Below are 22,789 nucleotides of genomic sequence, written 5' to 3'. Positions count from 1 at the left end.
GGGCTTGTGTGGGAGGGGGCTTGCCCCCGATAGCGGTGGATCAGTTATAGGTGCAGTGACTGACAGTCAGCTATCGGGGGCAAGCCCCCTCCCACATTGGATCTCCATTTGATCTCTGGATCTCTATTGGACCTCTGGATTTCTATTGGATCTCTGGATCTCTGGATCTCTGGATCTCTGGTTCTCTGTTTGATCGCTGTTTGAGGAGCGTTCGGTGGTCATTTACCTAAGAGGTGGCTCATCGCGGTCTTGAGCTTCATCGGCCGCACCGGCTTGTGCATCAAGGTGTGTCCCAGTTCGCGGATCTGCAGCTTCAGTTCGTTGCTGTAATTGGCGGTGATCATCATGGCCGGGATCGGGCTGGCGCGCCGGGCGTTGATGCGTGCCACGGCGTCGACGCCGTTCTGCTCATCGTCCAGGTGGTAATCGGCGATCAGCAGGTCGGCCTCGGCGTGGTAGTTGTCCACCTGCCGCGCCAGGTCTTGTTCCGATAACGCGGTGACCACCCGGCAGCCCCACCCTTCCAGTAAGGTCCGCATTCCCGCGCAGATCGCTGCGTCGTTATCCAGCACCCACACCCGCGCGCCTTGCAGGCGCTCCAGCATCGGTTCGCTCATGGACGGCTGCGGCAGCGATTTGGGCGCGGTGGCGCTCAAGGGCACGTCCACCGCGAACATCGAGCCCTTGCCCGGCCACGACTTGACGGTGATGCGATGGCCGAGGATGCCGGCGATTTTTTCCACGATGGCCAGGCCCAGGCCCAACCCGCGATCCTGGTCGCGCCGCTGCACATCGCCGCGTTTGAACTCCTGGAAAATTTCCTCCAGGCGATCTTCGGCAATGCCCATGCCGCTGTCCCAGACCTGGATCGACAAGCGCTGGTGCTGGCGGCGACAGCCCAGCACCACGCGTCCCGAGTAGGTGTAGCGAATCGCATTGCTCAGCAGGTTGCGCAGAATCCGCGCCAGCAGCTGGATATCGCTGCGCACCAGCGCCGAGCAGCCGACGAAGTGCAACTCCAGGCCTTCGCTGCGCGCCAGTTGGGTGAATTCGACGGCGAGGTTGTCGAGCAGCTCGCTGAGGGCGAACGGGGCGATATCGGCTTTGATCACCCCGGCATCCAGCTTGGAAATATCGACCAGGGTGCCCAACAGGTTTTCCACGTCTTCCAGCGAGTTGCTCACGTTGCGCACCAGGGTTTCATTGGCCTGGGGTTCGCGGCGTTCGAGCAAGGCGCCGGTGAACAACCGCGCGGCGTTCAGCGGCTGCAACAGGTCGTGGCTGACGGCGGCGAGGAATTTGGTTTTCGACAGGTTGGCCTGCTCGGCTTCGAGCTTGGCTTCGCGCAGGCGCGATTCCACGCGGCGGCGCTCGTCGATTTCGCGCAGCAACTGGTCGTTCAGCGAGGTCAGTTCCGAGGTGCGCTGGGCGACGCGCAGCTCCAGGTTCTGATAGGCCTGGTGCAAGGCTTCGGCGGTGCGCCGGCGCTCGGTGATGTCGCGGATCAGCACAAAGATCCCCACCACTTCGCCACTGGCCAGGCGGTTGGGCACGTAGGAGCGCAGCATGTAGCGCTCCTGGTTGTTGATGTTGGTTTCGGCGAATTCGAAGGTCACGCTCTCCCCCGCCAGCGCCCGCGAGACGTAGGCATCCAGGCGCTGACAGTGTTGTTCGCTGTGGACTTCGCGCAGGCTCTGGCCGAGCATCATGCCCCGCGGCCAGCAGTACCATTCTTCATAGACCTTGTTGGTGAACTCATACACCAGGTCGGCATTCAGGTAGCCGATCAGCGCCGGCACATGGTCGGTGATCAGGCGAATCCAGCGCTCGCTCTCCTGCGCCTTTTGCGCCGCGGCCTGCTCGCGGCGCAGGGTTTCGGCGCGCAGGCGGGCGTTGATCAGTAAGTGGTTGCTGGCGCGCAGTTCGGCCATCGCCTGGTTCAGCGCGTCGGTGCGCTCGCGCACTTGTTCGGCGAGCACCACCGAGTGCTGGAACGTGGTGTAGGGGTCGTTGCCCTGGGTCACCCCGGACTCGATGCGCTCGATCAGCGCCGCGTTGATCCGCGTCAGCTTGTAGTTGTCCAGGCGCAGTCGCGCCAACTCGGCCAACAGTTCATTGCGATCCTGGGGCTCGCCCTCGGGCAATGGCGACGCCGGTGAAGGTCTGGTTGATATGCATGCCATTGAACTGTTCTCCGTAGGTGTTGAACCCCATCACCCGCTGGTCGCGCAGGAAGCCGCCGATCTGCTCCAGGGTGCCGCTGTCTTCCAGCTCCAGGCGGCGCAGGAAGCAGTCGCAGCCAATGGTCAGCAGCAGCTCGCCGAGGCGCGATTGCAGGCCGTCGAACAGGGTTACCAGGTTCGGCAGGATCGGCCCGGGTGTCATCACCGTGAGGACGATGCCGTTTTCCACGGCGCAGTAGAAACTCAGGCTCAGGTCGTCATGCACCTGCTGGATCGCCCTGACGTAGTACTGGTCGTGGATACGTACCGCCAGCGGGTGCGCGGCGAAGATGCGGTGGTCGAGGTCGGCCACGGCCACGCCGATGTGTCGCGCGTACTCCTCGGCGGCGGGCTCGGCGTTGAGCTCGAACACTCGCCGCGACGGGCTGTCGGCGCCGGTCACCACGAGTTTTTCCGCACGCGGCAGAATGTGGTGGGTGGTGAACACCTCGAAGTCCAGCCAGGTATTGACCAGCACCACCACGGCCGCGCCGCTGTGGAACGCGCCGTTGAAATACACATGGGTGTGCGTGAGGTAATTGTCGTCGCCGGCCGAGCCGCCGAAATGCGGGATATCGCCGAGCGCCGCGCTGAGGGCCGCGAGCACCATTTCTTCACGGCTGGACAGGCCGTCGAGCAAGGTCAGGGCGAAGGTGTTGCCCTTGATCGGCGCCAGGGTGTTGCTGCGACAGCCGCCCACCAGGCGTTCGACCATGTGCTGGGCGTCGATCAGGCTGAAGTGTTCCACCTGGTCGATCAGTTCGGTGGCAATCGAAAAATGCGCGTGGTTAAAGCCCATCGCCGTCACGCAATTGCGCCCGTAGCCTTGGGGTGTGATCTCGCCGGCGCTGGTGCAACCGACGAGGCGCACATTGCCGAAACAACGTTGCAGGGCTTGGCCGAGCGCCTGCAGGTCGTAGGAAGCCGAGCAGAAAAACAGCACGAAGCCCAGGTACGGATGCAGCAGTTGCTCGGCCAATTCTTCGGCGGCCTGCCCGGCATCGGTGGCCAGAGACATGGCACTGACTACGCCTTCATGGTTGTGCATCGTCGACTCTCCGCTCTGAGGCATGAGTGTACGAAGGCTGGGGGGGCGGAACCTATGCTACTTGGGTACTGGGTGGGGGGATGCGATGGGATGAGACGCTCAGGATGCAGGTAATCAAATGTGGGAGGGGGCTTGCTCCCGATGGTGGTGGATCAGCTACAAATGAGCCAACTGAACCACCGCTATCGGGGGCAAGCCTCCTCCCACATTTTGACCGCGTACCACTTAAAGACCAGGGCAGTCAGGTTTTACCAGGTGAGTACGGCACCGACGGCGAAGGTGTCGGTGTCTTCATTTTGTGCGCTGGTGTCATGCCCCTTGATCTGGAACTGGTTGTATTCAGCGACCAGCTTCAGGTTGTCGTTCACGTCGTGAAACAGCGCAATGCCACGGGTGTCATAGTCCGCGCCGCTGCCCACCACGCCGTTGCCGTCGTCCTTGGTCTTGCCATACGACAGCGCCAGGCGGTTCTTGCCCAATTTGTAGGAACCCTGCAGCAGGTAGCCGTTGCTGTCGACATTGCGCAGGGTCGCTTCGCCGGCATTGTTGGTGAAGAACGGGTTGATGCCCTTGGCCTGGAAGCCCGAGCCGGTCAGGGACAGGCCGCCCATTTTCGCCTGCACGCCGTAGCCCACACCTTTGGAGGTGACGCTGCCGACGTTGGAATCGGTGTTGTCCGAGGTCTGGTAGCTGCCGTTGAGCCAGCTGTAGATCTTCGCCCCGCCCAGGTCGAACTGGTAGGTGATCTCGCTCTCGGTACGCGGGTTTTTCTGGTAGGCCTTGCCTTGGGGGCTGCTGTCGTTGGTATCGACCGGGTCGAGGATGCCGACGGCAACACGCAGGCCGTCCATCACCGGGGTGCGGTAGGTGATCTGCGAGGTCGGGAACGGGTATGGATAGCCGCTGCCGATATTGCCGAACGAAACCCCGCCGCCGTCGACCAGACCGAGGCTGTCGCTGACCTGGCCGTAGCCCGCGAGCAATTCGTCGAGCAGGATGTTGGAGCGGGCGAACAGGCCGAAGTCCTTGCCGATCAGCACTTCGCCCCACTCCGGGTTGGCGACGGTGCCGTAGAACTGACGCACATCGATGGCAGTGTCGGTGCCGTTGGTCTGGCTGTCGTTGATGGTCACCCAGAACGAGGCACGGGCGCCGAGCTTGAGGTCGTCGGCCTGCTTGGTCATGTTGAAGCCCAGGTAGTTGGGCAAAAAGCCCATCTTCACCCGGGCCTGGCGGCGGTCGTATTGGTCACCGGCGCGGTCTACGTTGCTGTTGACGTAGAAGGCGTTGATGTAGCCATCGGTGGAGAAGGTGGTTTCGTCTTTGTCGTACAGCATGATTTCGGCGCTGGCGAACGGGCTCAGGCCCAGGCCGACGAGAAACACAGGCAACAGACGCAGGGGGAGTTTCTTATTGTTATGCATGGTGCGCTCCGCAACGGGGACATGATGTCGGAGGCGATTATCGAAAGCTGACAGGCCACGGCCTACGCTGCCTTGGCGCCAATTTCAGGGTGCTTTGGACGGGCAGCGGGGGCTCGGCAAATTCGGTGTAAGACCGGCCCGTTCACAGACGCGGCACTTAGGGTGTAAGACCGACCCTGAACAACATGCCGAAAGACCGCGTCATGTCCTGTTACAGGTCGACCCTTTGCCTCGCAGCGTTTTTTTCCCTTAATCTGCCAAGCCCATGTGGGACACATCGCGAATGTAACCCGCAGCCCGCCACCAAGGACCGCCGCCCATGCCCGCGTTGATTCAGGCTTTTCTGGACGAGGCATCGTCGACCTACACCTATGTGGTGCATGAGGCCGACGATGGCCCCTGCGCCATCGTCGACTCGGTGCTCAATTACGACCCGGCCTCCGGGCGCACCGACACACGCCAGGCCGACAAGGTGATCGCCTACGTGCGCGAACATCGCTTGCAGGTGCAATGGCTGCTGGAAACCCACGCCCATGCCGACCATCTGTCCGCCGCGCCTTACCTGCGCCGGACGTTGGGCGGCAAGATCGCCATTGGCCAGGCCATCAGCAAGGTGCAGCACGTGTTCAAGCACCTGTTCAACCTGGAGCCGGAATTTCGCGTCGACGGTTCGCAGTTCGACCACCTGTTCGCCCCGGATGAAATCTTCCCTATCGGCAACTTGAAGGCCCAGGCCTTGCACGTGCCCGGCCACACCCCGGCGGACATGGCCTACCTGATCGACGATCAACTGATCCTGGTCGGCGACACCCTGTTCATGCCCGACGTCGGCACCGCCCGCTGCGACTTCCCCGGTGGCGATGCACACCAGCTGTATGCGTCGATGCGCAAGCTCCTGGCCTTCCCGCCGCAGACCCGACTGTATGTATGCCACGACTACCCGCCACAAGGCCGTGAGGCCCGGTGCCAGACCACCGTGGCTGAGCAGCGCGCGGGCAATATCCATGTGCATGACGGGGTGGATGAAGCGGCGTTTGTGCAGATGCGGACCCAGCGCGATGCCGGGCTGGGGATGCCGACACTGCTGCTGCCGGCGATCCAGGTGAATGTGCGGGCGGGGAATCTGCCGCCGCCCGAAGAGAATGGAGTGGTGTACCTGAAGATCCCGCTCAATCAGCTCTGAACGCGCTCAACCGGCCACCTGCGTCGCGGGTTCACGCGATGGAGAACTGAGCCACAATCTGCTTGAGATCCATCGCCAGCTTCGACAGTTCGTGGCTGGCAATCGACGTTTGCCCGGCGGCCGACGAACTCTGGATCGACAGGTCGCGAATGCTGATCAGGTTCTGGTCGACGGAGCGCGCCACATGCGCCTGTTCTTCGGAGGCCGTCGCGATCAACTGGTTCCGGTCGTTGATGTCGGCAATCGCTTCGGTGATCTGGGTGATGGCCTGGCCTGCTTCGTGGGCGATTTTCAGCGAGTCCACCGCTTCGCTGCGGTTCATGGTCATCGACGACACCGCCTCGTTGGAACAGACCTGGATCTTCGCGATCATCTGCTCGATCTCCTGGGTCGAGGTCTGGGTCCGGTGGGCCAGCGCCCGCACTTCATCGGCCACCACCGCGAACCCTCGGCCTTGCTCGCCGGCCCGCGCCGCTTCGATGGCGGCGTTCAGCGCCAGCAGGTTGGTCTGTTCGGCAATCGAGCGGATCACTTCCACCACCCGTGCGATGTCCTGGGCCTGCTTGGCCAGGCCTTCGACTTCCATACCGGTCTGCTGCACGGTGGCGCTGAGTTTTTCAATCGAGGCGATGGTCTGGGTCACACGCTCCTGGCCGATTTGGGCCGAGCGTTGGGAGTCCTGGGTCGACTGGGAGGCCGAGACGGCATTGCGCGCGACTTCTTCCACCGCTGCGGTCATCTCATTGACCGCCGTGGCGGCCTGGTCGGTTTCCATGCTCTGGCGCTCGATACCGGCGCTGGACTCACGGGTAATCGAACTCATCTCTTCGGCAGCCGAGGCCAACTGCCCGGAGGCTTCGGAGATGTGCTGCAAAGTGGTTTTGAGGTTCATCTGCATCGCGGCAGTCGATTGTTGCAGCTCCGTCAGCTCATCCTTGCCGTTGACGGCGATGGCCACGCGCAGATCACCGTCGGCGATCTTGGAGGTCGACACCAGCAACTCACGCACAGGGGTAATGATACTGCGGGTAAACAGGCTCGCGACGACCACGGTCAACAGCACTGAAGCGCCCATCAGCACCCAGGTAAACAGACGAGTCGCGTTGTATTCGCTGGAGGCGATCCGCACCGCCTCATTGGAGCCGCGCTCGTTCAGGGTGATCAGGTCGTTGATCGAGTCCTGCGCCTTGAGGGCGACGGGGGTTTGCACGTCGCTCAGATAAGCGGCGATCTGCGCGGAGGAGCCTGTGGTAGAGAGTGTCAGAAACTCGTCGATCTTCTGGTTGTAAGTGCCAATACTGCTCATGATTTCGTCATATTTGGCCTGCTCCTCGGGGCTCGACACCATGGGAGCGTAGCTCTGGGCGATCTTCATCAACTCCGATCGGATACTTTGAAGGCTATCCCGTGAACTTTGATCCTGCCGGGCACTGTCCATGGCAAAACGGCGCAACTCCAGACGCAACTTAAACAGGGCTGAATCGATTCTTCCGGCCAGGCGAATACTGGGCAGCCAGTTGCTTTCAATCTCGATGGTTGAAGAATAGACGGAATCGACTTTTACCAGCGTCATGCCCCCTTGTATTAACAACAGAATGCAAACCACTCCGAAACAAAGGGTGGTACGTAGATTCAATTTCAGGGATCTCATAGACATCTCGATTCACCTTTTACGTGGAATTGTTAGTTAGGTGGCTTATAGCTACTAATTTGTTTAATAACGCGTGAAAAATTCGTGAGCGATCAAGGAAATTTTTATGATTCAAGAAAAAAACCCGTTCTTTTTAATTACTTAGCTAAACAACAAAACTCATCCAGCCTGAAGCCCCAAGCGCGTTGGAAGTCAATCGGGCCAGGCCGCAATATTTAGAATGCGAAGTTAGATTAAAGTCGTAGGGTACACGGCACCTTGGCGGCTGATTCTCCATGACTTGTCCGGCCACTTGAATGGGGAACGTAGCCGATACAATAGAGCGCTCAGGTAAAACATACATTGACAGGTGTCAATACTAAAAAGCGCGCGCGCCAATAAAGAGCAATGCATGAGTTGCGTTGCGTTGCGCCGCGAACCTTGTCTCAGACCATCAATCCATCCGGCGGCAGTGGCAACGCGGTCTTATAGCGCACTTGTTTAAGAGCGAAGCTGGAGCGGATATTGGCAACACCTGGCACTTTGGTCAGAAAGTCCATCATGAAACGCTCCAGCGACTGGATCGTCGGCACCAACACACGGATCAAGTAGTCCGGGTCGCCGGCCATCAAGTAGCACTCCATCACCTCGGGCCGGTCGGAAATCGCCCCTTCGAATTGCTGCAAGGCCAGTTCGTTCTGCTTTTCCAGGCTGACATGGATAAACACGTTGACGTGCAGCCCCAGCAGGTCGGCATCGAGCAAGGTTACCTGGTCGCGAATCAGGCCCAGTTCTTCCATCGCCTTGACCCGATTGAAACACGGCGTGGGCGACAGGTTGACCGAGCGGGCGAGGTCGGCGTTGGTGATGCGCGCATTCTCCTGCAGGGCGTTGAGAATGCCGATATCGGTACGGTCCAGTTTGCGCATGAGACAAAATCACCTGTTTATTATGTTTATGCAGTTTTTTTATCCGCAAATGAGCCAGAGCGCAACGAAACACAGATAAATATTCTTCTACGCCCCGCCTATGATTGTTGTAGGACAAGATTTCTCCTACCCGGAGGATGACGGTCAGCTAGCGCGCCCACTACAAGAAATTCACAAGATCGAGCGTAGAAAGCCATGAACCAGCCGTATGCACCACTGCGCCTGCACGTTCCCGAACCCTCGGGCCGTCCAGGCTGCAAGACTGACTTTACCTACCTGCGTCTGACCGACGCCGGCCTGGTGCGCAAACCCAGCATCGACGTAGAACCCGCCGACACCGCCGATTTGGCCAAGGGCCTGATCCGCGTGCTCGATGACCAGGGCCAGGCCCTCGGTCCGTGGGCTGAAGACGTGCCTGTCGAGATCCTGCGCCGGGGCATGCGCGCCATGCTCAAGACGCGCATCTTCGACAACCGCATGGTGGTCGCCCAGCGTCAGAAAAAAATGTCGTTCTACATGCAGAGCCTCGGCGAAGAAGCCATCGGCAGCGCCCAGGCCCTGGCCCTGAACATCGACGACATGTGCTTCCCCACCTACCGTCAGCAAAGCATCCTGATGGCCCGCGACGTGCCGCTGGTGGACCTGATCTGCCAACTGCTGTCCAACGAGCACGACCCGCTCAAGGGCCGGCAACTGCCGATCATGTATTCGGTGAAAGACGCCGGCTTCTTCACCATTTCCGGCAACCTTGCCACCCAATTCGTACAAGCCGTGGGCTGGGGCATGGCCTCGGCGATCAAGGGCGATACCAAGATCGCCTCAGCCTGGATCGGCGACGGCGCCACTGCCGAATCGGACTTCCACACCGCCCTCACCTTCGCCCACGTTTATCGCGCGCCGGTGATTCTCAACGTGGTCAACAACCAGTGGGCCATCTCCACCTTCCAGGCCATCGCCGGCGGTGAAGCCACCACCTTCGCCGGACGCGGCGTCGGGTGCGGCATCGCCTCCCTGCGCGTGGACGGCAACGACTTCATCGCGGTGTACGCCGCTTCCGCCTGGGCCGCCGAACGCGCGCGCCGCAACCTCGGCCCGACCCTGATCGAATGGGTCACCTACCGCGCCGGCCCGCACTCCACGTCGGATGATCCGTCCAAGTACCGACCCGCCGACGACTGGAGCCACTTCCCCCTGGGCGACCCGATTGCGCGCCTCAAGCAGCACCTGATCAAGATCGGCCAGTGGTCCGAAGAGGAACACGCGACGGTCAGTGCCGAACTGGAGGCCGAAGTGGTCAAGGCGCAGAAAGCAGCCGAACAGTACGGCACCCTCGCCGGCGGCCAGATTCCAAGCGCCGCGACCATGTTCGAAGACGTCTACAAAGAGATGCCGGAGCACTTGAAGCGCCAGCGTCAAGAGTTGGGGGTCTGACATGAACGATCACAACAACAGCATCGAATTGGAAACCGCCATGACCACCACCACCATGACCATGATCCAGGCCCTGCGCTCGGCCATGGACGTGATGCTTGAGCGTGACGACAACGTGGTGGTGTTCGGCCAGGACGTTGGCTATTTCGGCGGCGTATTCCGTTGCACCGAAGGCTTGCAAAACAAGTACGGCAGTTCGCGGGTGTTTGACGCGCCGATCTCCGAAAGCGGCATCGTCGGCGTGGCGGTGGGCATGGGCGCCTACGGCCTGCGCCCGGTGGCGGAAATCCAGTTCGCCGACTACGTCTACCCGGCCAGCGACCAGATCATCTCCGAAGCGGCGCGCCTGCGTTATCGCTCGGCCGGCCAGTTCACCGCGCCGTTGACCCTGCGCATGCCCTGCGGCGGCGGCATCTACGGCGGCCAGACCCACAGCCAGAGTATCGAAGCGGTGTTCACCCAGGTCTGCGGCCTGCGCACGGTGATGCCGTCCAACCCCTATGACGCCAAGGGCCTGTTGATCGCCTCGATCGAAAACGACGACCCGGTGATCTTCCTCGAGCCCAAGCGCCTGTACAACGGCCCGTTCGACGGCCACCACGACCGCCCGGTAACGCCGTGGTCGAAACACCCGCAGGCGCAAGTGCCGGACGGTTACTACAGCGTGCCGCTGGACGTGGCCGCGATCGTGCGTCCGGGTTCGGCCGTCACCGTGCTGACCTACGGCACCACCGTGTACGTGTCGCAAGTCGCCGCCGAAGAAACCGGCATCGACGCCGAAGTCATCGACCTGCGCAGCCTGTGGCCGCTGGACCTGGAAACCATCGTCAACTCGGTGAAAAAGACCGGACGTTGCGTGGTGGTGCATGAAGCCACCCGCACCTGCGGCTTTGGCGCCGAGCTGGTGGCGCTGGTGCAGGAACATTGCTTCCACCACCTGGAAGCGCCGATCGAACGCGTCACCGGTTGGGACACCCCCTACCCGCACGCGCAGGAATGGGCGTATTTCCCAGGGCCGTCCCGTGTGGGCGCGGCGTTGAAACGGGTCATGGAGGTCTGAATGGGCACGCACGTTATCAAGATGCCGGACATTGGCGAAGGCATCGCAGAAGTTGAACTTTCGGCCTGGCATGTGAAGGTCGGCGACCTGGTCGTCGAAGACCAGGTGCTGGCGGATGTGATGACCGACAAGGCGATGGTGGACATTCCCTCGCCGGTCCACGGCAAGGTACTTGCCCTCGGCGGCGAGCCGGGTGAAGTCATGGCCGTGGGCAGTGTGCTGATCAGCATCGAAGTGGAAGGCGCGGGCAATACCAAAGACGTGCCGATGGCGGCTGAACCGGCCAAGGCGGCGCCTGCGCCGGTGGCGCAAAGCAAGCCGGCCCCAGCGGTAGAAAGCACACTGGCGCTCAAACCGTCCGTCGCGCCCCAGGCCCCCGTGGCCCGCGATGCCAACGAGCGTCCGCTGGCCTCCCCCGCCGTGCGCAAGCATGCGCTGGATGCAGGCATTCCCCTGCGCCTGGTGCAGGGGTCCGGTCCGGCGGGCCGGATTCTGCACGAAGATTTGGACGCTTACTTGCTCCAGAGTCCGGCGAAAAAAACTACGGCCGCCAACCCCTACGCCGAACGCAACGACGAAGAACAGATCCCGGTGATCGGCATGCGCCGCAAAATCGCCCAGCGCATGCAGGACGCCACCCGGCGCGCCGCGCATTTCAGCTATGTGGAAGAGATCGACGTCACCGCCCTCGACGAACTGCGCGTACACCTCAATGAAAAACACGGCGCGACACGCGGCAAGCTGACGCTGCTGCCGTTCATCGTGCGCGCCATGGTCGTGGCGTTGCGCGATTTCCCACAGATCAATGCGCGTTACGACGACGAAGCCCAGGTCATCACCCGCCTCGGTGCGGTGCATGTGGGCGTCGCCACCCAGAGCGATGTGGGCCTGATGGTGCCGGTGGTGCGCCACGCCGAAGCACGCAGCCTGTGGGGCAATGCCGAGGAAATCGCGCGTTTGGCCAACGCCGCGCGCACTGGCAAGGCCAACCGCGACGAACTGTCGGGGTCGACCATCACCCTGACCAGCCTCGGCGCCTTGGGCGGCATCGTCAGCACGCCGGTGCTGAACCTGCCGGAAGTGGCCATCGTCGGCGTCAACCGCATCGTCGAGCGGCCGATGGTGATCAAGGGCCAGATCGTGATCCGCAAGATGATGAACCTCTCCAGCTCGTTCGATCACCGCGTGGTCGACGGCATGGACGCGGCGCAATTCATCCAGGCCATTCGCGGCCTGCTCGAACAACCCGCCAGCCTGTTCCTGGAGTAAGGGCATGACTCAGACATTGCACACCACCCTGCTGATCATCGGCGGCGGCCCTGGCGGTTATGTGGCGGCGATCCGCGCCGGCCAGTTGGGCATCCCGACCATCCTCGTGGAAGGCCAGGCGCTGGGCGGCACCTGCCTGAATATCGGCTGCATCCCGTCCAAGGCCTTGATCCACGTGGCCGAACAGTTCCAGCAGACCGTACACCACAGCCAGGGCTCCCAACTGGGCATCGAAGTGGATGTGCCGACCCTGGACATCCGCAAAAGCGTGGCTTGGAAAGACGCCATCGTCGACCGCCTGACCAGCGGGGTTGCCGCGCTGCTGAAGAAACACAAGGTGCAGGTCATCCACGGGTGGGCCAAGGTGGTGGACGGCAAGACCGTCGACGTCGACGGCCAGCGTATCCAGTGCGAACACCTGCTGCTGGCCACCGGCTCGAAAAGCGTCAACCTGCCGATGCTGCCGATCGGCGGGCCGATCATCTCGTCCACCGAAGCCCTGGCGCCGACCCGCGTGCCCAAGCGCCTGATTGTGGTGGGTGGCGGTTATATCGGCCTGGAACTGGGGATTGCCTACCGCAAGCTGGGCGCCGAAGTCAGCGTGGTCGAAGCGCAGGAGCGTATCCTGCCGGCCTACGACGCCGAGCTGACCCAGCCGGTGGCCGAGTCGCTCAAGCAATTGGGTGTGAAGCTGTACCTCAAGCACAGCGTCACCGGCTTTGAGCACAACCGCCTGCAAGTGCGCGACCCGAAGGGCGACACCGTGTCGCTGGAGACCGATCAGGTGCTGGTCGCCGTCGGTCGCACCCCCAACACCCGGGGCTGGAACCTCGAAGCGCTGGACCTGGAGATGCACGGCGCGGCGGTCAGGATCGACCACCGCTGCCAGACCAGCATGCGCAATGTGTGGGCCATCGGCGACCTCAGCGGCGAGCCGATGCTCGCGCACCGGGCCATGGCCCAGGGCGAAATGGTCGCCGAACTGATCAGCGGTCAACACCGCGAATTCTACCCGGCGGCGATCCCGGCCGTGTGCTTTACCGACCCGGAGCTGGTGGTGGTCGGCAAGTCGCCCGACGAGGCCAAGGCGGCGGGGCTGGACTGCATCGTGTCGAGCTTCCCGTTCGCGGCCAATGGTCGGGCCATGACCCTGGAGTCGAAAAGCGGCTTCGTGCGGGTGGTGGCGCGGCGTGACAATCATCTGATTGTCGGCTGGCAGGCGGTTGGCGTCGGCGTGTCCGAGCTGTCCACCGCCTTTGGGCTGAGCCTGGAAATGGGCGCACGCCTGGAAGACGTGGCCGGCACCATCCACGCCCACCCGACCCTCGGCGAAGCCGTCCAGGAAGCCGCCCTACGAGCGCTGGGCCACGCCCTCCACCTGTAAAAAACTCACCGCGGGCTTTTGTGGGAGGGGGCTTGCCCCCGATAGCGGTGGGCCAGTCAACGCATATGCCGACTGGCGCGCCCTCATCGAGGGCAAGCCCCCTCCCACAAAAGCCCGCTCCCACATGAAGCAAGAATGCAGTATTGTTGCGCCCATTCAGAAAAAAACCGACTTGACCAGAGATAGAGGGTGTCATGGGTAACGAAAGCATCAATTGGGACAAGCTGGGTTTTGACTACATCAAGACCGACAAGCGGTTTATCCAGACCTGGAAAAACGGCGAGTGGCAAGCGGGCACCCTGACCGAAGACAACGTGCTGCACATCAGCGAGGGCTCCACCGCCCTGCACTACGGCCAACAGTGCTTTGAAGGCCTCAAGGCCTATCGCTGCAAGGACGGCTCGATCAACCTGTTCCGCCCGGACCAGAACGCAGCGCGCATGCAGCGCAGTTGCGGTCGCCTGTTGATGCCGCAAGTGCCGACCGAAGCCTTCATCGACGCCTGCAAGCAAGTGGTTCGTGCCAACGAGCGGTTCATCCCGCCGTATGGCAGCGGCGGCGCGCTGTACCTGCGCCCGTTCGTGATCGGCACCGGTGACAACATCGGCGTGCGTACCGCGCCGGAGTTCATCTTCTCGGTGTTCGCGATCCCGGTCGGCGCCTACTTCAAGGGCGGCCTGGTGCCGCACAACTTCCAGATCTCCGGCTACGACCGCGCCGCGCCACACGGCACCGGTGCCGCCAAGGTCGGTGGCAACTACGCCGCCAGCCTGCTGCCAGGTTCCGAAGCGAAAAAAGCCGGCTTCGCCGACAGCATCTACCTGGACCCGGCCACGCACTCGAAGATCGAGGAAGTCGGTTCGGCCAACTTCTTCGGGATCACCCGAGACAACAAGTTCATCACGCCGAAGTCGCCTTCGGTACTGCCAGGCATCACCCGCATGTCGCTGATCGAACTGGCCAAGACCCGCCTGGGCCTGGAAGTGGTCGAAGGCGAAGTGTTCATCGACCAACTGGATATCTTCCAGGAAGCCGGTGCCTGCGGGACGGCTGCCGTGATCTCGCCGATCGGCGGTATCGAGTACCAGGGCAAACTGCACGTGTTCTACAGCGAGACCGAAGTCGGCCCGATCACCCAGAAGCTCTATAAAGAGCTGACCGGCGTGCAATCCGGCGACGTCGAAGCGCCAGAAGGCTGGATCGTCAAGGTCTAACCCCGCCACACCGCAATACCCTGTAGGAGGGGGCTTGCCCCCGATAGCGGAGTGTCAGTCACTGGAGGTATCGACTGACCCACCGTCATCGGGGCAAGCCCCCTCCCACATTTGATCTGCGATCATTCTCAGGATTGAGTCGGGATATTTTCCACCATCTTCTTGCCCATGCTGATCCTCGGCTCCACCCCGTACCCCAACGCCTCGTAGAACCCCACCACCGTGTCATTGCCGCCGGTGATCTGCAGGTTGATCTTCATACACCCCAAGGCGCTCAAGGCCTGCTCCGCGTGCCGCACCAGCGACGCACCCAGCCCTTGCCGGCGATAGTCGGCGCGCACCGCCACCGAATACAACCAACCACGATGCCCGTCGTACCCCGCCAGAACAGTACCGATCACGACGTTCTTATCCGTCGCCACGAAGAACAGCCCGTCATTGACCGCCAGCTTCTTATCGATCGCCAGGGTCGGCAGGTTGTGCGCGGTGTCATAACCAAAAGCGTCCTGCCACAACGTAACCACCTGCGCCCGGTGCAGACGGTCGCGGTAGACGCCGATGGGGTGACGCGACGACAGCGCTTTCTCCATCACCAACGTGCGCTCGTTGCCATGGTAGACGTCGCGCACGGTGTGAAAGCCCAATTTGGTATAGAACGACTCGGCGCTCAGCGAAGACGGCACGTTCAACACCGTCACCCCGGCCTCGCGGGCGCGCAATTCGATTTCGATCATCAGCAGCCGACCGATGCCCTGCCCTTGCAGCGCCGGGTTGACGAACACTGAGCGCACCACATTACCGTCAAGGGAAGCGGTGGCGACGATCACTTCGTCCTGAACCGCCACCAGCACCGACCGACGCCGGAGCAGTTCGAGCACCCCATCGGGTGTGAAGTTGCCCGCCACCCGGGCGATCACATCCGCCGGGTAATCCCGCGCATTACTGCTGTGCAAGGCGGCGAGGATGACCCGGCTGATCCCATCTGCATCGGCGGCCTGGGCAATACGAACGGCGATAGACATGCACTCTCCTTCCTGACTCGGATACCACAACCCCCCCCATACTAATGTGGGAGCTGGCTTGCCTGCGATAGCGCTCCGTCAGCCAACCTATCCGCCACCGCTTGATCGCATTCCAGCCCGCACAGCCGATTCGGCTGCCACACCCCACTTTTCAGCTTTCCCGGCTGAGCGCCGCCTCGGTTTCAGCCGGGATTCCTCCGTCAGCCCGCACAAAATAGCTCCACTGCTCAACCCATGGATTCGTGCCCCCATGCAAACCACCAACACCGTCTTGATGATTCGCCCGGCGCGCTTTGCCTTCAACCCGGACACCGCGATCAACAACCGTTTCCAACGCCAGCCCCTCGACCCCATCGACGCACAGCACAAAGCGCTGGAAGAGTTCGACGGCTATGTCGACACCTTGCGCCGGCATGGCGTCGAAGTCCTGGTCGTGCAGGACACCCCGGCGCCGCACACCCCCGACTCGATCTTCCCCAACAACTGGTGGAGCAGCCATGCCGACGGCAGCCTGGTGCTCTACCCGATGGAAGGCCAGAACCGCCGACTGGAGCGCAACAAGGGCGTGCTGCACGTCCTCGAACAGCGTTTTGCAATCAAGGACACGATTGACCTCAGCCATCTCGAACAACAGAACATCTTCCTCGAAGGCACCGGCAGCATGGTGCTCGACCGCCAACACCGGATCAGCTACGCCTGCCACTCCGGGCGCACCCACCACGACGCCCTGCGCCAGTTCGCCGAACGCCTCGACTATCAGCTCTGCGTGTTCCACGCCGTCGACCGCCACCACGCGCCGATCTACCACAGCAACGTGATGATGAGCGTCGGCCGCAACCTCTCGGTGGTGTGCCTGCAAGCCCTGCCGGACGCCGACGAACGCCAGGCCCTGGAGCATTCCCTGCGCGACACCGGCAAGGACATCCTCGCCCTCGATTTCGACCAGTTGGAAGCCTTCGCCGGCAACATGCTCGAAGTCCACGACCGCGACGGCCAGCCGCTGCTGGTGATGTCCGCCAGCGCCTGGAACGCCCTGCAACCCGCGCAGCGCCGGCATGTGGAACGCCACACGCGGCCGGTGGTGGTGAACATCGACAACATCGAACGCATCGGCGGCGGCAGTGCCCGCTGCATGCTCGCGGAAGTGCATCTGCCCGCCCGTGCCACCTTCCAATAACTACAGGAGCCACTCCATGACCCGCTATATCGACGTCAACGACCTCAGCTACCTGGTCTCGCAAAAAGGCCTGCAAACCTGCATCACCGAGATGGCCGAGTACATCCGCGCCGACTACCTGCGCTGGCAGGATTTCGAGAAATGCGCGCGCCTGGCCAACCACTCGCCGGAGGGCGTGATCGAACTGATGCCGGTGTCCGACGCGTCGTTGTATGCCTTCAAATACGTCAACGGTCACCCGAAAAACACCCAGGCCGGCATGCTCACCGTGATGGCCTTCGGCGCCTTGGGCGATGTGGACACCGGCCGGCCGCTGCTGCTGGCGGAAATGACCCTGACCACCGCGATTCGCACCGCCGCCACCTCGGCCCTGGTCGCACGCTACCTGGCCCGGGACAACAGCCGCAGCATGGCGCTGATCGGCAACGGTTCGCAAAGCGAATTCCAGGCCCTGGCCTTCCACACCCTGCTGGGCATCAATGAAATCCGCCTGTTCGACATCGACGCCAGGGCCACCGCCAAGCTGGCGGCCAACCTCAAGGCGTTCCCGGCAATCACGGTGATCCTGGCCGCCAACGTGGCCGAAGCGGTGAAAGGCGCGGACATCGTCACCACCGTCACCGCCGACAAAGCCTACGCGACCATCCTCACCGACGAGATGATCGAACCCGGCATGCACCTCAACGCCGTGGGCGGCGATTGCCCGGGCAAAACCGAACTCGACCGACGCATCGTTGAGCGTGCGCGGGTGATCGTCGAATACGAACCGCAAAGCCGCATCGAAGGTGAAATCCAGCACATGCCGGCCGATTCGCCGGTCACCGAACTGTGGCAAGTGATCAATGGCCAGGCGCCCGGCCGCGAGAATGCGCGCCAGGTCACCCTGTTCGACTCGGTGGGTTTTGCCATCGAAGACTATTCGGCGCTGCGCTACGTGCTGGACGTGGCCAAGGCGCTGGACGTCGGCAGCGAACTGGAACTGGTGCCCGACCTGGCCGACCCGAAAGACCTGTTCGCACGCCTGGCCCAACCTCCGCGCGTACAGCACAAAAAGCGCGCCTGAAACCGCTCTGGCCTGCCGCTTTGCGCCGAGGGCAGGCCAGAACCGCGACGATCAAAAGCCGATTCAGCGGGTGCCGCAGCCGATTCCGCTGCATTGCCTGTTTTAACAGCGCAATTCGCGCTTTGAGCACGGGGTAAACGACACAAAAAACGCACCACCTTGAAGCATTCTGAGCGCGACCGAAGAGTCAGCAAATGAATGCGCGCTGCTCCTTTGACTGCCCTGACATCAATTACAAAATATAGGGACTCCACATGACGCCACTCCGCTCATTGTTCGCTGCGTTGCTATTGCCGCTGTGCGCCAGCGCCGCCCACGCCCAAGACTGGAAAGAAATCCGCTTCGGCGTATTCCCCGAATACCCACCCTTCGAGTCCGTCGCCGCCGATGGCAGCCTGCAAGGCTTCGATATCGAGCTGGGCAACGCGATCTGCGCCAAGCTCGAAGTCAAATGCACCTGGGTGCATAACGAATTCGACGGCATGATCCCCGCCCTGCGCGCGCGCAAGTTCGACGCGATCATGTCCTCCATGGCCGTGACCCCGGCGCGGGAAAAACAGATCGACTTCACCGACCGCCTGTTCCTCAGCCCCACCTCGGTGATCACCCGCAAGAACGCCGACTTCGGCGACACGCCGGAATCCCTCAAGGGTAAACAGGTCGGCGTGCTGCAGGGCTCGTTGCAGGAAGCCTACGCCCGCGCGCACCTGGCCAAGCTCGGCGCCCAGATCAAGGCGTACCAGTCCCAGGACCAGAACTACGCCGACCTGCAAAACGGCCGCCTCGACGCCACCCTGACCGACAAACTCGAAGCCCAGCTCAACTTCCTGTCCAAGCCCGAAGGCGCCGACTTCAAGACCGGCCCGGCCTTCAAGGACCCGACGCTGCCCCTGGACATCGCCATGGGCCTGCGCAAGAACGACCAGGAACTGCGCGCGCTGATCAACAAGGGCATCGCTGCCGTACAGGCCGATGGCACCTACGCCCAGATCCAGAAGAAATACTTCGGCGATCAAGACATCTACAACGAGTAAGCCAACACCGCCCCTGTGAGAGAAGACTTGTGTGGGAGGGGGCAATCCCCCTCCCCCAAAAGCCCGCTCCCCCAGGGGTATGTCTGCGCCCTTTAGAGATCTCCCCATGAACGAATTCCTCAACCTGCAGGGCTACGGCCCGATGCTCGCCCAGGGCGCCTGGATGACGGTCAAGCTGGCGTTCCTCGCACTGGCCCTGAGCCTTGGCCTGGGCTTGATCGCCGCCGGAGCCAAACTCTCCAGCGCCAAGTGGCTGCGGGTGCCGGCCACGCTCTACACCACGCTGATTCGCAGCGTGCCGGACCTGGTGCTGATCCTGCTGATTTTCTACAGCCTGCAACTGTGGCTGAACGACCTGACCGAAGCCTTCGGCTGGAACTACTTTGAAATCGACCCGTTTACCGCCGGGGTGGTCACCCTGGGGTTTATCTACGGCGCCTATTTCACCGAAAACTTTCGCGGCGCGATCCTCAGCGTGCCGGCCGGTCAACTGGAAGCCGCGACCGCCTATGGCCTGAGCCGCTGGCAGCGCTTTCGCCTGGTGCTGTTCCCGCAGTTGATGCGCTTCGCCCTGCCGGGGCTGGGCAATAACTGGCTGGTGTTGCTCAAGTCCACGGCGCTGGTGTCGATCATCGGCCTGTCCGACCTGGTCAAAGCCGCACAGAACGCCGGCAAGACCACCAACGAGCCGCTGTACTTCCTGATCCTCGCGGGCCTGGTGTACCTGGTGATCACCACCCTCTCCAACCGCATCTTCAAGCGTCTCGAACGGCGCTACAACCTCGGCATCAAGGGGATAGCGCGATGATCGAACTGTTCCAGCAATACGGCCTGGCCTACCTGTACAGCGACGGCGCGGGTGTGTCCGGGGTGGCGATGACCCTGTGGTTGTTCATCATCTCGGTGCTGTTCGGGTTTTTCCTATCGATCCCCCTGGCGATCGCCCGCGTCTCGGAACACGCCTGGCTGCGCTGGCCAGTGGAGGTGTACACCTACCTGTTTCGCGGCACGCCGCTGTATATCCAACTGTTGATTTGCTACACCGGGCTGTACAGCCTGGAGGTGGTGCAGGACAACGCCCTGCTCAACCAGTTCTTCCGCAACGCGTTGAACTGCACGCTGCTGGCGTTCGTCCTCAACACCTGTGCCTACACCGTGGAAATCTTCGCCGGGGCGATCCGCAACATTCCCCATGGCGAAATCGAAGCGGCACGCGCCTATGGCCTGCACGGCTGGCGACTGAACCTGTTTGTGGTGGTGCCTGCCGCGCTGCGCCGTGCGTTGCCGGCCTACAGCAATGAAATGATCCTGATGCTGCACGCCACGTCGCTGGCGTTTACCGCCACCGTCGCCGACATCCTCAAGGTGGCCCGCGATGCGAATGCCGAGACGTTCCTGACGTTCCAGGCCTTCGGTATCGCCGCGCTGCTCTACATGCTGCTGTCCTTTGCACTGGTGGGCCTGTTTCGACTGGCCGAACGTCGCTGGATGCGTTTTCTTGTTCCTACCCGAGGCTAACCCATGAATCAGTCCGCGCAGGCCCTGGCCACTTATCCCGTCGATACACTCGCAGACCCTATCGCCAAGGCGGCGACGGCGGCGGTCAAACTGCAAGTCGAAGGCATCCACAAACGCTACGGCGAACATGAAGTGCTCAAGGGCGTTTCCCTCAACGCACGCAACGGCGATGTGATCAGCCTGATCGGCGCCAGCGGCTCGGGCAAAAGCACGATGCTGCGCTGCATCAACTTTCTCGAACAGCCGGACGCCGGGGTCATCACCCTGGACGGCATCAGCATCGAAATGCGCCAGGGCCGCGCCGGCACCCGCGCACCGCACCAGGCGCAACTGCAGAACCTGCGCACACGCCTGGCCATGGTGTTCCAGCATTTCAACCTGTGGAGCCACATGACCGTGCTGGAAAACATCACCATGGCCCCGCGCCGGGTGTTGGGCGTGAGTGCGGCCGAGGCGGAACGACGTGCGCGGCTGTACCTGGACAAGGTCGGCTTGCCGGGCCGGGTGGCGGATCAATACCCGGCGTTTCTGTCCGGCGGCCAGCAGCAGCGCGTCGCCATCGCCCGCGCCTTGGCGATGGAACCGGAAATCATTCTGTTCGACGAACCGACCTCCGCCTTGGACCCTGAGCTTGTAGGAGAAGTCCTCAAAGTCATACAGACGTTGGCTGAGGAAGGTCGTACCATGTTGATGGTCACCCACGAAATGGGCTTTGCCCGCCAGGTGTCCAGCCAAGTGCTGTTTTTGCACCAGGGCCGCGTCGAAGAACAAGGCGGTGCCGAAATTCTCGACCATCCCAACAGCGAACGCTTGCAGCAATTTCTTTCCAACCGCTTGAAGTGAAACCCATGGATACCAAGGCCAACGGACCCCATTCCTCCCCTGCGCTGGATCGCATCGATGAGGCGATCATCGACGTGCTGCGGCATCAGGGACGTATCACCTACGAGAAGCTCTCGTCGCTGGTGCATCTGACCCCCAGGCCCTGCCTGGAACGGGTGCGCAAGCTCGAACGGCGCGGGGTGATCCGCGGGTACGGGGCGATCATCGACGTGCAGATGGTCTCACCGGGGCTGTCGCTGCTGGTGCTGGTGGCCTTGTCCAACCAGAGCGGGCGCTCGGCGCAAAAGGCCTTCGAAGCCTGCGTCAAAGCCTGCCCGCAGGTGTTCGAATGCCAGTTGATCAGCGGGCCGTTCGACTACAGCCTGCGCATGCGTTGCCGGGATATGGAACATTACCGAGTGCTGACGGAGACCTGGTTGAACAACGATGAATTGCACATCGACAAATTGGTGGCCCACCCCGAACTCGCGGTAGTCAAAAACACCGCCACCGAACTGGCCTGACCCCCAGACACCAAAGATCAAATGTGGATCAGATAGGGCTCATTCTGCTCTTGGGCGCGGCCTTATAGCCGACCACATCCTGGAAGCCGAACGCAGTCAAGAGTGTGGGAGGGGGCTTGCCCCCGATTGCAATCTGCCAGCTACCAATTAGTTGACTGATACACCGCCATCGGGGGCAAGCCCCCTCCCACATTTGGATCTCCGTGGATCAGATAGGGCTCATTCTGCTCTTGGCCGCGGCCTTATTAGCCGACCACATCCTGGAAGCCGAACGCGGTCGAGATTGTGGGAGGGGGCTTGCCCCCGATCGCAATCTGTCAGCTACCAATTAGTTGACTGATACACCGCCATCGGGGGCAAGCCCCCTCCCCCATTTGGATCTCCGTGGATCAGATAGGGCTCATTCTGCTCTTGGGCGCGGCCTTATAGCCGACCACATCCTGGAAGCCGAACGCGGTCAAGAGTGTGGGAGGGGCTTGCCCCCGATTGCAATCTGCCAGCTACAAATTAGTTGACTGACACACCGCCATCGGGGGCAAGCCCCCTCCCACATTTGGATCTCCGTGGATCAGATAGGGCTCATTCTGCTCTTGGGCGCGGCCTTATAGCCGACCACATCCTGGAAACCGAACGCGGTCAAGAGTGTGGGAGGCGGCTTGCCCCCGATTGCAATCTGTCAGCTACCAATTAGTTGACTGATACACCGCCATCGGGGTGTACAGACGGAGACATCCTTTACAAACGAGACCGGGGACATCCTTTACGTTTCTGGGTGCTGGACAGCCGGCTTGCACCGCTGTCTAGCCTACCCAGTGGATAGTTACATAGGTACATG

19 protein-coding genes are annotated in these 22,789 nt (G+C 62.0%); 13 read left to right on the top strand and 6 right to left on the bottom strand.

Annotation, left to right across the window (positions count from 1 at the left end):
• Nucleotides 1-218: 218 nt before the first annotated feature.
• The 3 genes from INT12_RS28415 to INT12_RS28405 form a co-directional block, all read right to left on the bottom strand.
• Complete coding sequence (locus tag INT12_RS28415; protein ID WP_079444258.1) at nucleotides 219-2,183, bottom strand: PAS domain-containing hybrid sensor histidine kinase/response regulator; 1,965 nt, start codon at nucleotides 2,181-2,183, stop codon at nucleotides 219-221.
• On the bottom strand, nucleotides 2,113-3,270 hold the full coding sequence (gene nosP / locus INT12_RS28410; RefSeq protein ID WP_102618595.1) for a nitric oxide-sensing protein NosP: 1,158 nt from the start codon (nucleotides 3,268-3,270) through the stop codon (nucleotides 2,113-2,115). Before nosP ends, INT12_RS28415 begins: the two co-directional genes overlap by 71 nt.
• A gap of 248 nt (nucleotides 3,271-3,518) precedes the next feature.
• The gene (locus INT12_RS28405) at nucleotides 3,519-4,694 is read right to left on the bottom strand and encodes a porin (protein WP_193040729.1); all 1,176 of its coding nucleotides are present in this window, start codon (nucleotides 4,692-4,694) and stop codon (nucleotides 3,519-3,521) included.
• A gap of 319 nt (nucleotides 4,695-5,013) precedes the next feature.
• Here INT12_RS28405 and INT12_RS28400 point away from each other — a divergent pair, with 319 nt between their 5' ends.
• Nucleotides 5,014-5,877, top strand: a complete 864-nt coding sequence (locus tag INT12_RS28400; RefSeq protein WP_046382806.1) for an MBL fold metallo-hydrolase — start codon at nucleotides 5,014-5,016, stop codon at nucleotides 5,875-5,877.
• 31 nt (nucleotides 5,878-5,908) lie between these two features.
• On the opposite strand, the gene INT12_RS28395 is transcribed toward INT12_RS28400, so the two are convergent.
• Together INT12_RS28395 and INT12_RS28390 are read right to left on the bottom strand one after the other, a co-directional pair.
• Entirely contained in the window at nucleotides 5,909-7,528 is a 1,620-nt protein-coding gene (locus INT12_RS28395) for a methyl-accepting chemotaxis protein (protein ID WP_413468887.1), read from the bottom strand.
• Between the two features lie 425 nt (nucleotides 7,529-7,953).
• Nucleotides 7,954-8,436: an Lrp/AsnC family transcriptional regulator gene (locus tag INT12_RS28390; RefSeq protein ID WP_017847498.1), complete on the bottom strand. Its 483-nt coding sequence runs from the start codon at nucleotides 8,434-8,436 to the stop codon at nucleotides 7,954-7,956.
• Nucleotides 8,437-8,631: 195 nt separating this feature from the next.
• Here INT12_RS28390 and INT12_RS28385 point away from each other — a divergent pair, with 195 nt between their 5' ends.
• The 5 genes from INT12_RS28385 (at nucleotide 8,632) to INT12_RS28365 (ending at nucleotide 14,794) form a co-directional block, all read left to right on the top strand.
• Nucleotides 8,632-9,867 (top strand): 3-methyl-2-oxobutanoate dehydrogenase (2-methylpropanoyl-transferring) subunit alpha, encoded by a 1,236-nt coding sequence (locus INT12_RS28385; RefSeq protein ID WP_057005599.1) that lies wholly within the window; start codon nucleotides 8,632-8,634, stop codon nucleotides 9,865-9,867.
• Nucleotide 9,868: 1 nt separating this feature from the next.
• Complete coding sequence (locus INT12_RS28380; protein WP_017847500.1) at nucleotides 9,869-10,927, top strand: alpha-ketoacid dehydrogenase subunit beta; 1,059 nt, start codon at nucleotides 9,869-9,871, stop codon at nucleotides 10,925-10,927.
• Nucleotides 10,928-12,196: a dihydrolipoamide acetyltransferase family protein gene (locus INT12_RS28375; protein ID WP_104902827.1), complete on the top strand. Its 1,269-nt coding sequence runs from the start codon at nucleotides 10,928-10,930 to the stop codon at nucleotides 12,194-12,196.
• A gap of 4 nt (nucleotides 12,197-12,200) precedes the next feature.
• On the top strand, nucleotides 12,201-13,580 hold the full coding sequence (lpdA, locus tag INT12_RS28370; RefSeq protein WP_193040726.1) for a dihydrolipoyl dehydrogenase: 1,380 nt from the start codon (nucleotides 12,201-12,203) through the stop codon (nucleotides 13,578-13,580).
• Nucleotides 13,581-13,774: 194 nt separating this feature from the next.
• Complete coding sequence (locus tag INT12_RS28365) at nucleotides 13,775-14,794, top strand: branched-chain amino acid aminotransferase (protein ID WP_017847503.1); 1,020 nt, start codon at nucleotides 13,775-13,777, stop codon at nucleotides 14,792-14,794.
• 128 nt (nucleotides 14,795-14,922) lie between these two features.
• On the opposite strand, the gene INT12_RS28360 is transcribed toward INT12_RS28365, so the two are convergent.
• Nucleotides 14,923-15,816 (bottom strand): GNAT family acetyltransferase, encoded by an 894-nt coding sequence (locus INT12_RS28360; protein WP_193040725.1) that lies wholly within the window; start codon nucleotides 15,814-15,816, stop codon nucleotides 14,923-14,925.
• Between the two features lie 250 nt (nucleotides 15,817-16,066).
• Between INT12_RS28360 and ctlX the strand changes: the two genes are divergently transcribed.
• From ctlX to INT12_RS28325, 7 genes are all read left to right on the top strand, one after another.
• The gene (gene ctlX, locus INT12_RS28355) at nucleotides 16,067-16,993 is read left to right on the top strand and encodes a citrulline utilization hydrolase CtlX (protein WP_193040724.1); all 927 of its coding nucleotides are present in this window, start codon (nucleotides 16,067-16,069) and stop codon (nucleotides 16,991-16,993) included.
• 16 nt (nucleotides 16,994-17,009) lie between these two features.
• A complete protein-coding gene (locus INT12_RS28350) occupies nucleotides 17,010-18,056 on the top strand; it encodes an ornithine cyclodeaminase (RefSeq protein WP_193040723.1) in 1,047 nt (348 codons plus the stop codon).
• A gap of 254 nt (nucleotides 18,057-18,310) precedes the next feature.
• On the top strand, nucleotides 18,311-19,090 hold the full coding sequence (locus INT12_RS28345; protein ID WP_046382800.1) for an ABC transporter substrate-binding protein: 780 nt from the start codon (nucleotides 18,311-18,313) through the stop codon (nucleotides 19,088-19,090).
• A 106-nt stretch (nucleotides 19,091-19,196) separates the two neighbouring features.
• Nucleotides 19,197-19,898, top strand: coding sequence for an ABC transporter permease (locus tag INT12_RS28340; protein ID WP_193040722.1), 702 nt, complete (start codon nucleotides 19,197-19,199; stop codon nucleotides 19,896-19,898).
• A complete protein-coding gene (locus tag INT12_RS28335) occupies nucleotides 19,895-20,608 on the top strand; it encodes an ABC transporter permease (RefSeq protein WP_046382798.1) in 714 nt (237 codons plus the stop codon). Before INT12_RS28340 ends, INT12_RS28335 begins: the two co-directional genes overlap by 4 nt.
• 3 nt (nucleotides 20,609-20,611) lie before the next feature.
• Complete coding sequence (locus INT12_RS28330) at nucleotides 20,612-21,451, top strand: ABC transporter ATP-binding protein (RefSeq protein ID WP_046490555.1); 840 nt, start codon at nucleotides 20,612-20,614, stop codon at nucleotides 21,449-21,451.
• 5 nt (nucleotides 21,452-21,456) lie between these two features.
• Nucleotides 21,457-21,954, top strand: coding sequence for an Lrp/AsnC family transcriptional regulator (locus INT12_RS28325; RefSeq protein WP_029296543.1), 498 nt, complete (start codon nucleotides 21,457-21,459; stop codon nucleotides 21,952-21,954).
• Nucleotides 21,955-22,789 lie beyond the last annotated feature (835 nt).

It is taken from the genome of Pseudomonas sp. K8, from assembly GCF_014889455.1.
Classification (GTDB): Bacteria; Pseudomonadota; Gammaproteobacteria; order Pseudomonadales; family Pseudomonadaceae; genus Aquipseudomonas; species Aquipseudomonas veronii.
The sequence above is the reverse complement of the archived record's forward strand: the minus strand, read 5'-3'. Positions and strand labels throughout refer to the sequence as shown.

What these genes read in the sequence shown, in the direction of transcription:
- INT12_RS28415 (WP_079444258.1), bottom strand. Translation starts at nt 2,183, where the DNA reads ATGGCATGCATATCAACCAGACCTTCACCGGCGTCGCCATTGCCCGAG.
- INT12_RS28335 (WP_046382798.1), top strand. Translation starts at nt 19,895, where the DNA reads ATGATCGAACTGTTCCAGCAATACGGCCTGGCCTACCTGTACAGCGAC.
- INT12_RS28340 (WP_193040722.1), top strand. Translation starts at nt 19,197, where the DNA reads ATGAACGAATTCCTCAACCTGCAGGGCTACGGCCCGATGCTCGCCCAG.
- INT12_RS28400 (WP_046382806.1), top strand. Translation starts at nt 5,014, where the DNA reads ATGCCCGCGTTGATTCAGGCTTTTCTGGACGAGGCATCGTCGACCTAC.
- lpdA (WP_193040726.1), top strand. Translation starts at nt 12,201, where the DNA reads ATGACTCAGACATTGCACACCACCCTGCTGATCATCGGCGGCGGCCCT.
- INT12_RS28365 (WP_017847503.1), top strand. Translation starts at nt 13,775, where the DNA reads ATGGGTAACGAAAGCATCAATTGGGACAAGCTGGGTTTTGACTACATC.
- INT12_RS28390 (WP_017847498.1), bottom strand. Translation starts at nt 8,436, where the DNA reads ATGCGCAAACTGGACCGTACCGATATCGGCATTCTCAACGCCCTGCAG.
- INT12_RS28345 (WP_046382800.1), top strand. Translation starts at nt 18,311, where the DNA reads ATGACGCCACTCCGCTCATTGTTCGCTGCGTTGCTATTGCCGCTGTGC.
- INT12_RS28360 (WP_193040725.1), bottom strand. Translation starts at nt 15,816, where the DNA reads ATGTCTATCGCCGTTCGTATTGCCCAGGCCGCCGATGCAGATGGGATC.
- INT12_RS28405 (WP_193040729.1), bottom strand. Translation starts at nt 4,694, where the DNA reads ATGCATAACAATAAGAAACTCCCCCTGCGTCTGTTGCCTGTGTTTCTC.
- nosP (WP_102618595.1), bottom strand. Translation starts at nt 3,270, where the DNA reads ATGCACAACCATGAAGGCGTAGTCAGTGCCATGTCTCTGGCCACCGAT.
- INT12_RS28350 (WP_193040723.1), top strand. Translation starts at nt 17,010, where the DNA reads ATGACCCGCTATATCGACGTCAACGACCTCAGCTACCTGGTCTCGCAA.
- ctlX (WP_193040724.1), top strand. Translation starts at nt 16,067, where the DNA reads ATGCAAACCACCAACACCGTCTTGATGATTCGCCCGGCGCGCTTTGCC.
- INT12_RS28385 (WP_057005599.1), top strand. Translation starts at nt 8,632, where the DNA reads ATGAACCAGCCGTATGCACCACTGCGCCTGCACGTTCCCGAACCCTCG.
- INT12_RS28380 (WP_017847500.1), top strand. Translation starts at nt 9,869, where the DNA reads ATGAACGATCACAACAACAGCATCGAATTGGAAACCGCCATGACCACC.
- INT12_RS28395 (WP_413468887.1), bottom strand. Translation starts at nt 7,528, where the DNA reads ATGAGATCCCTGAAATTGAATCTACGTACCACCCTTTGTTTCGGAGTG.
- INT12_RS28330 (WP_046490555.1), top strand. Translation starts at nt 20,612, where the DNA reads ATGAATCAGTCCGCGCAGGCCCTGGCCACTTATCCCGTCGATACACTC.
- INT12_RS28325 (WP_029296543.1), top strand. Translation starts at nt 21,457, where the DNA reads ATGGATACCAAGGCCAACGGACCCCATTCCTCCCCTGCGCTGGATCGC.
- INT12_RS28375 (WP_104902827.1), top strand. Translation starts at nt 10,928, where the DNA reads ATGGGCACGCACGTTATCAAGATGCCGGACATTGGCGAAGGCATCGCA.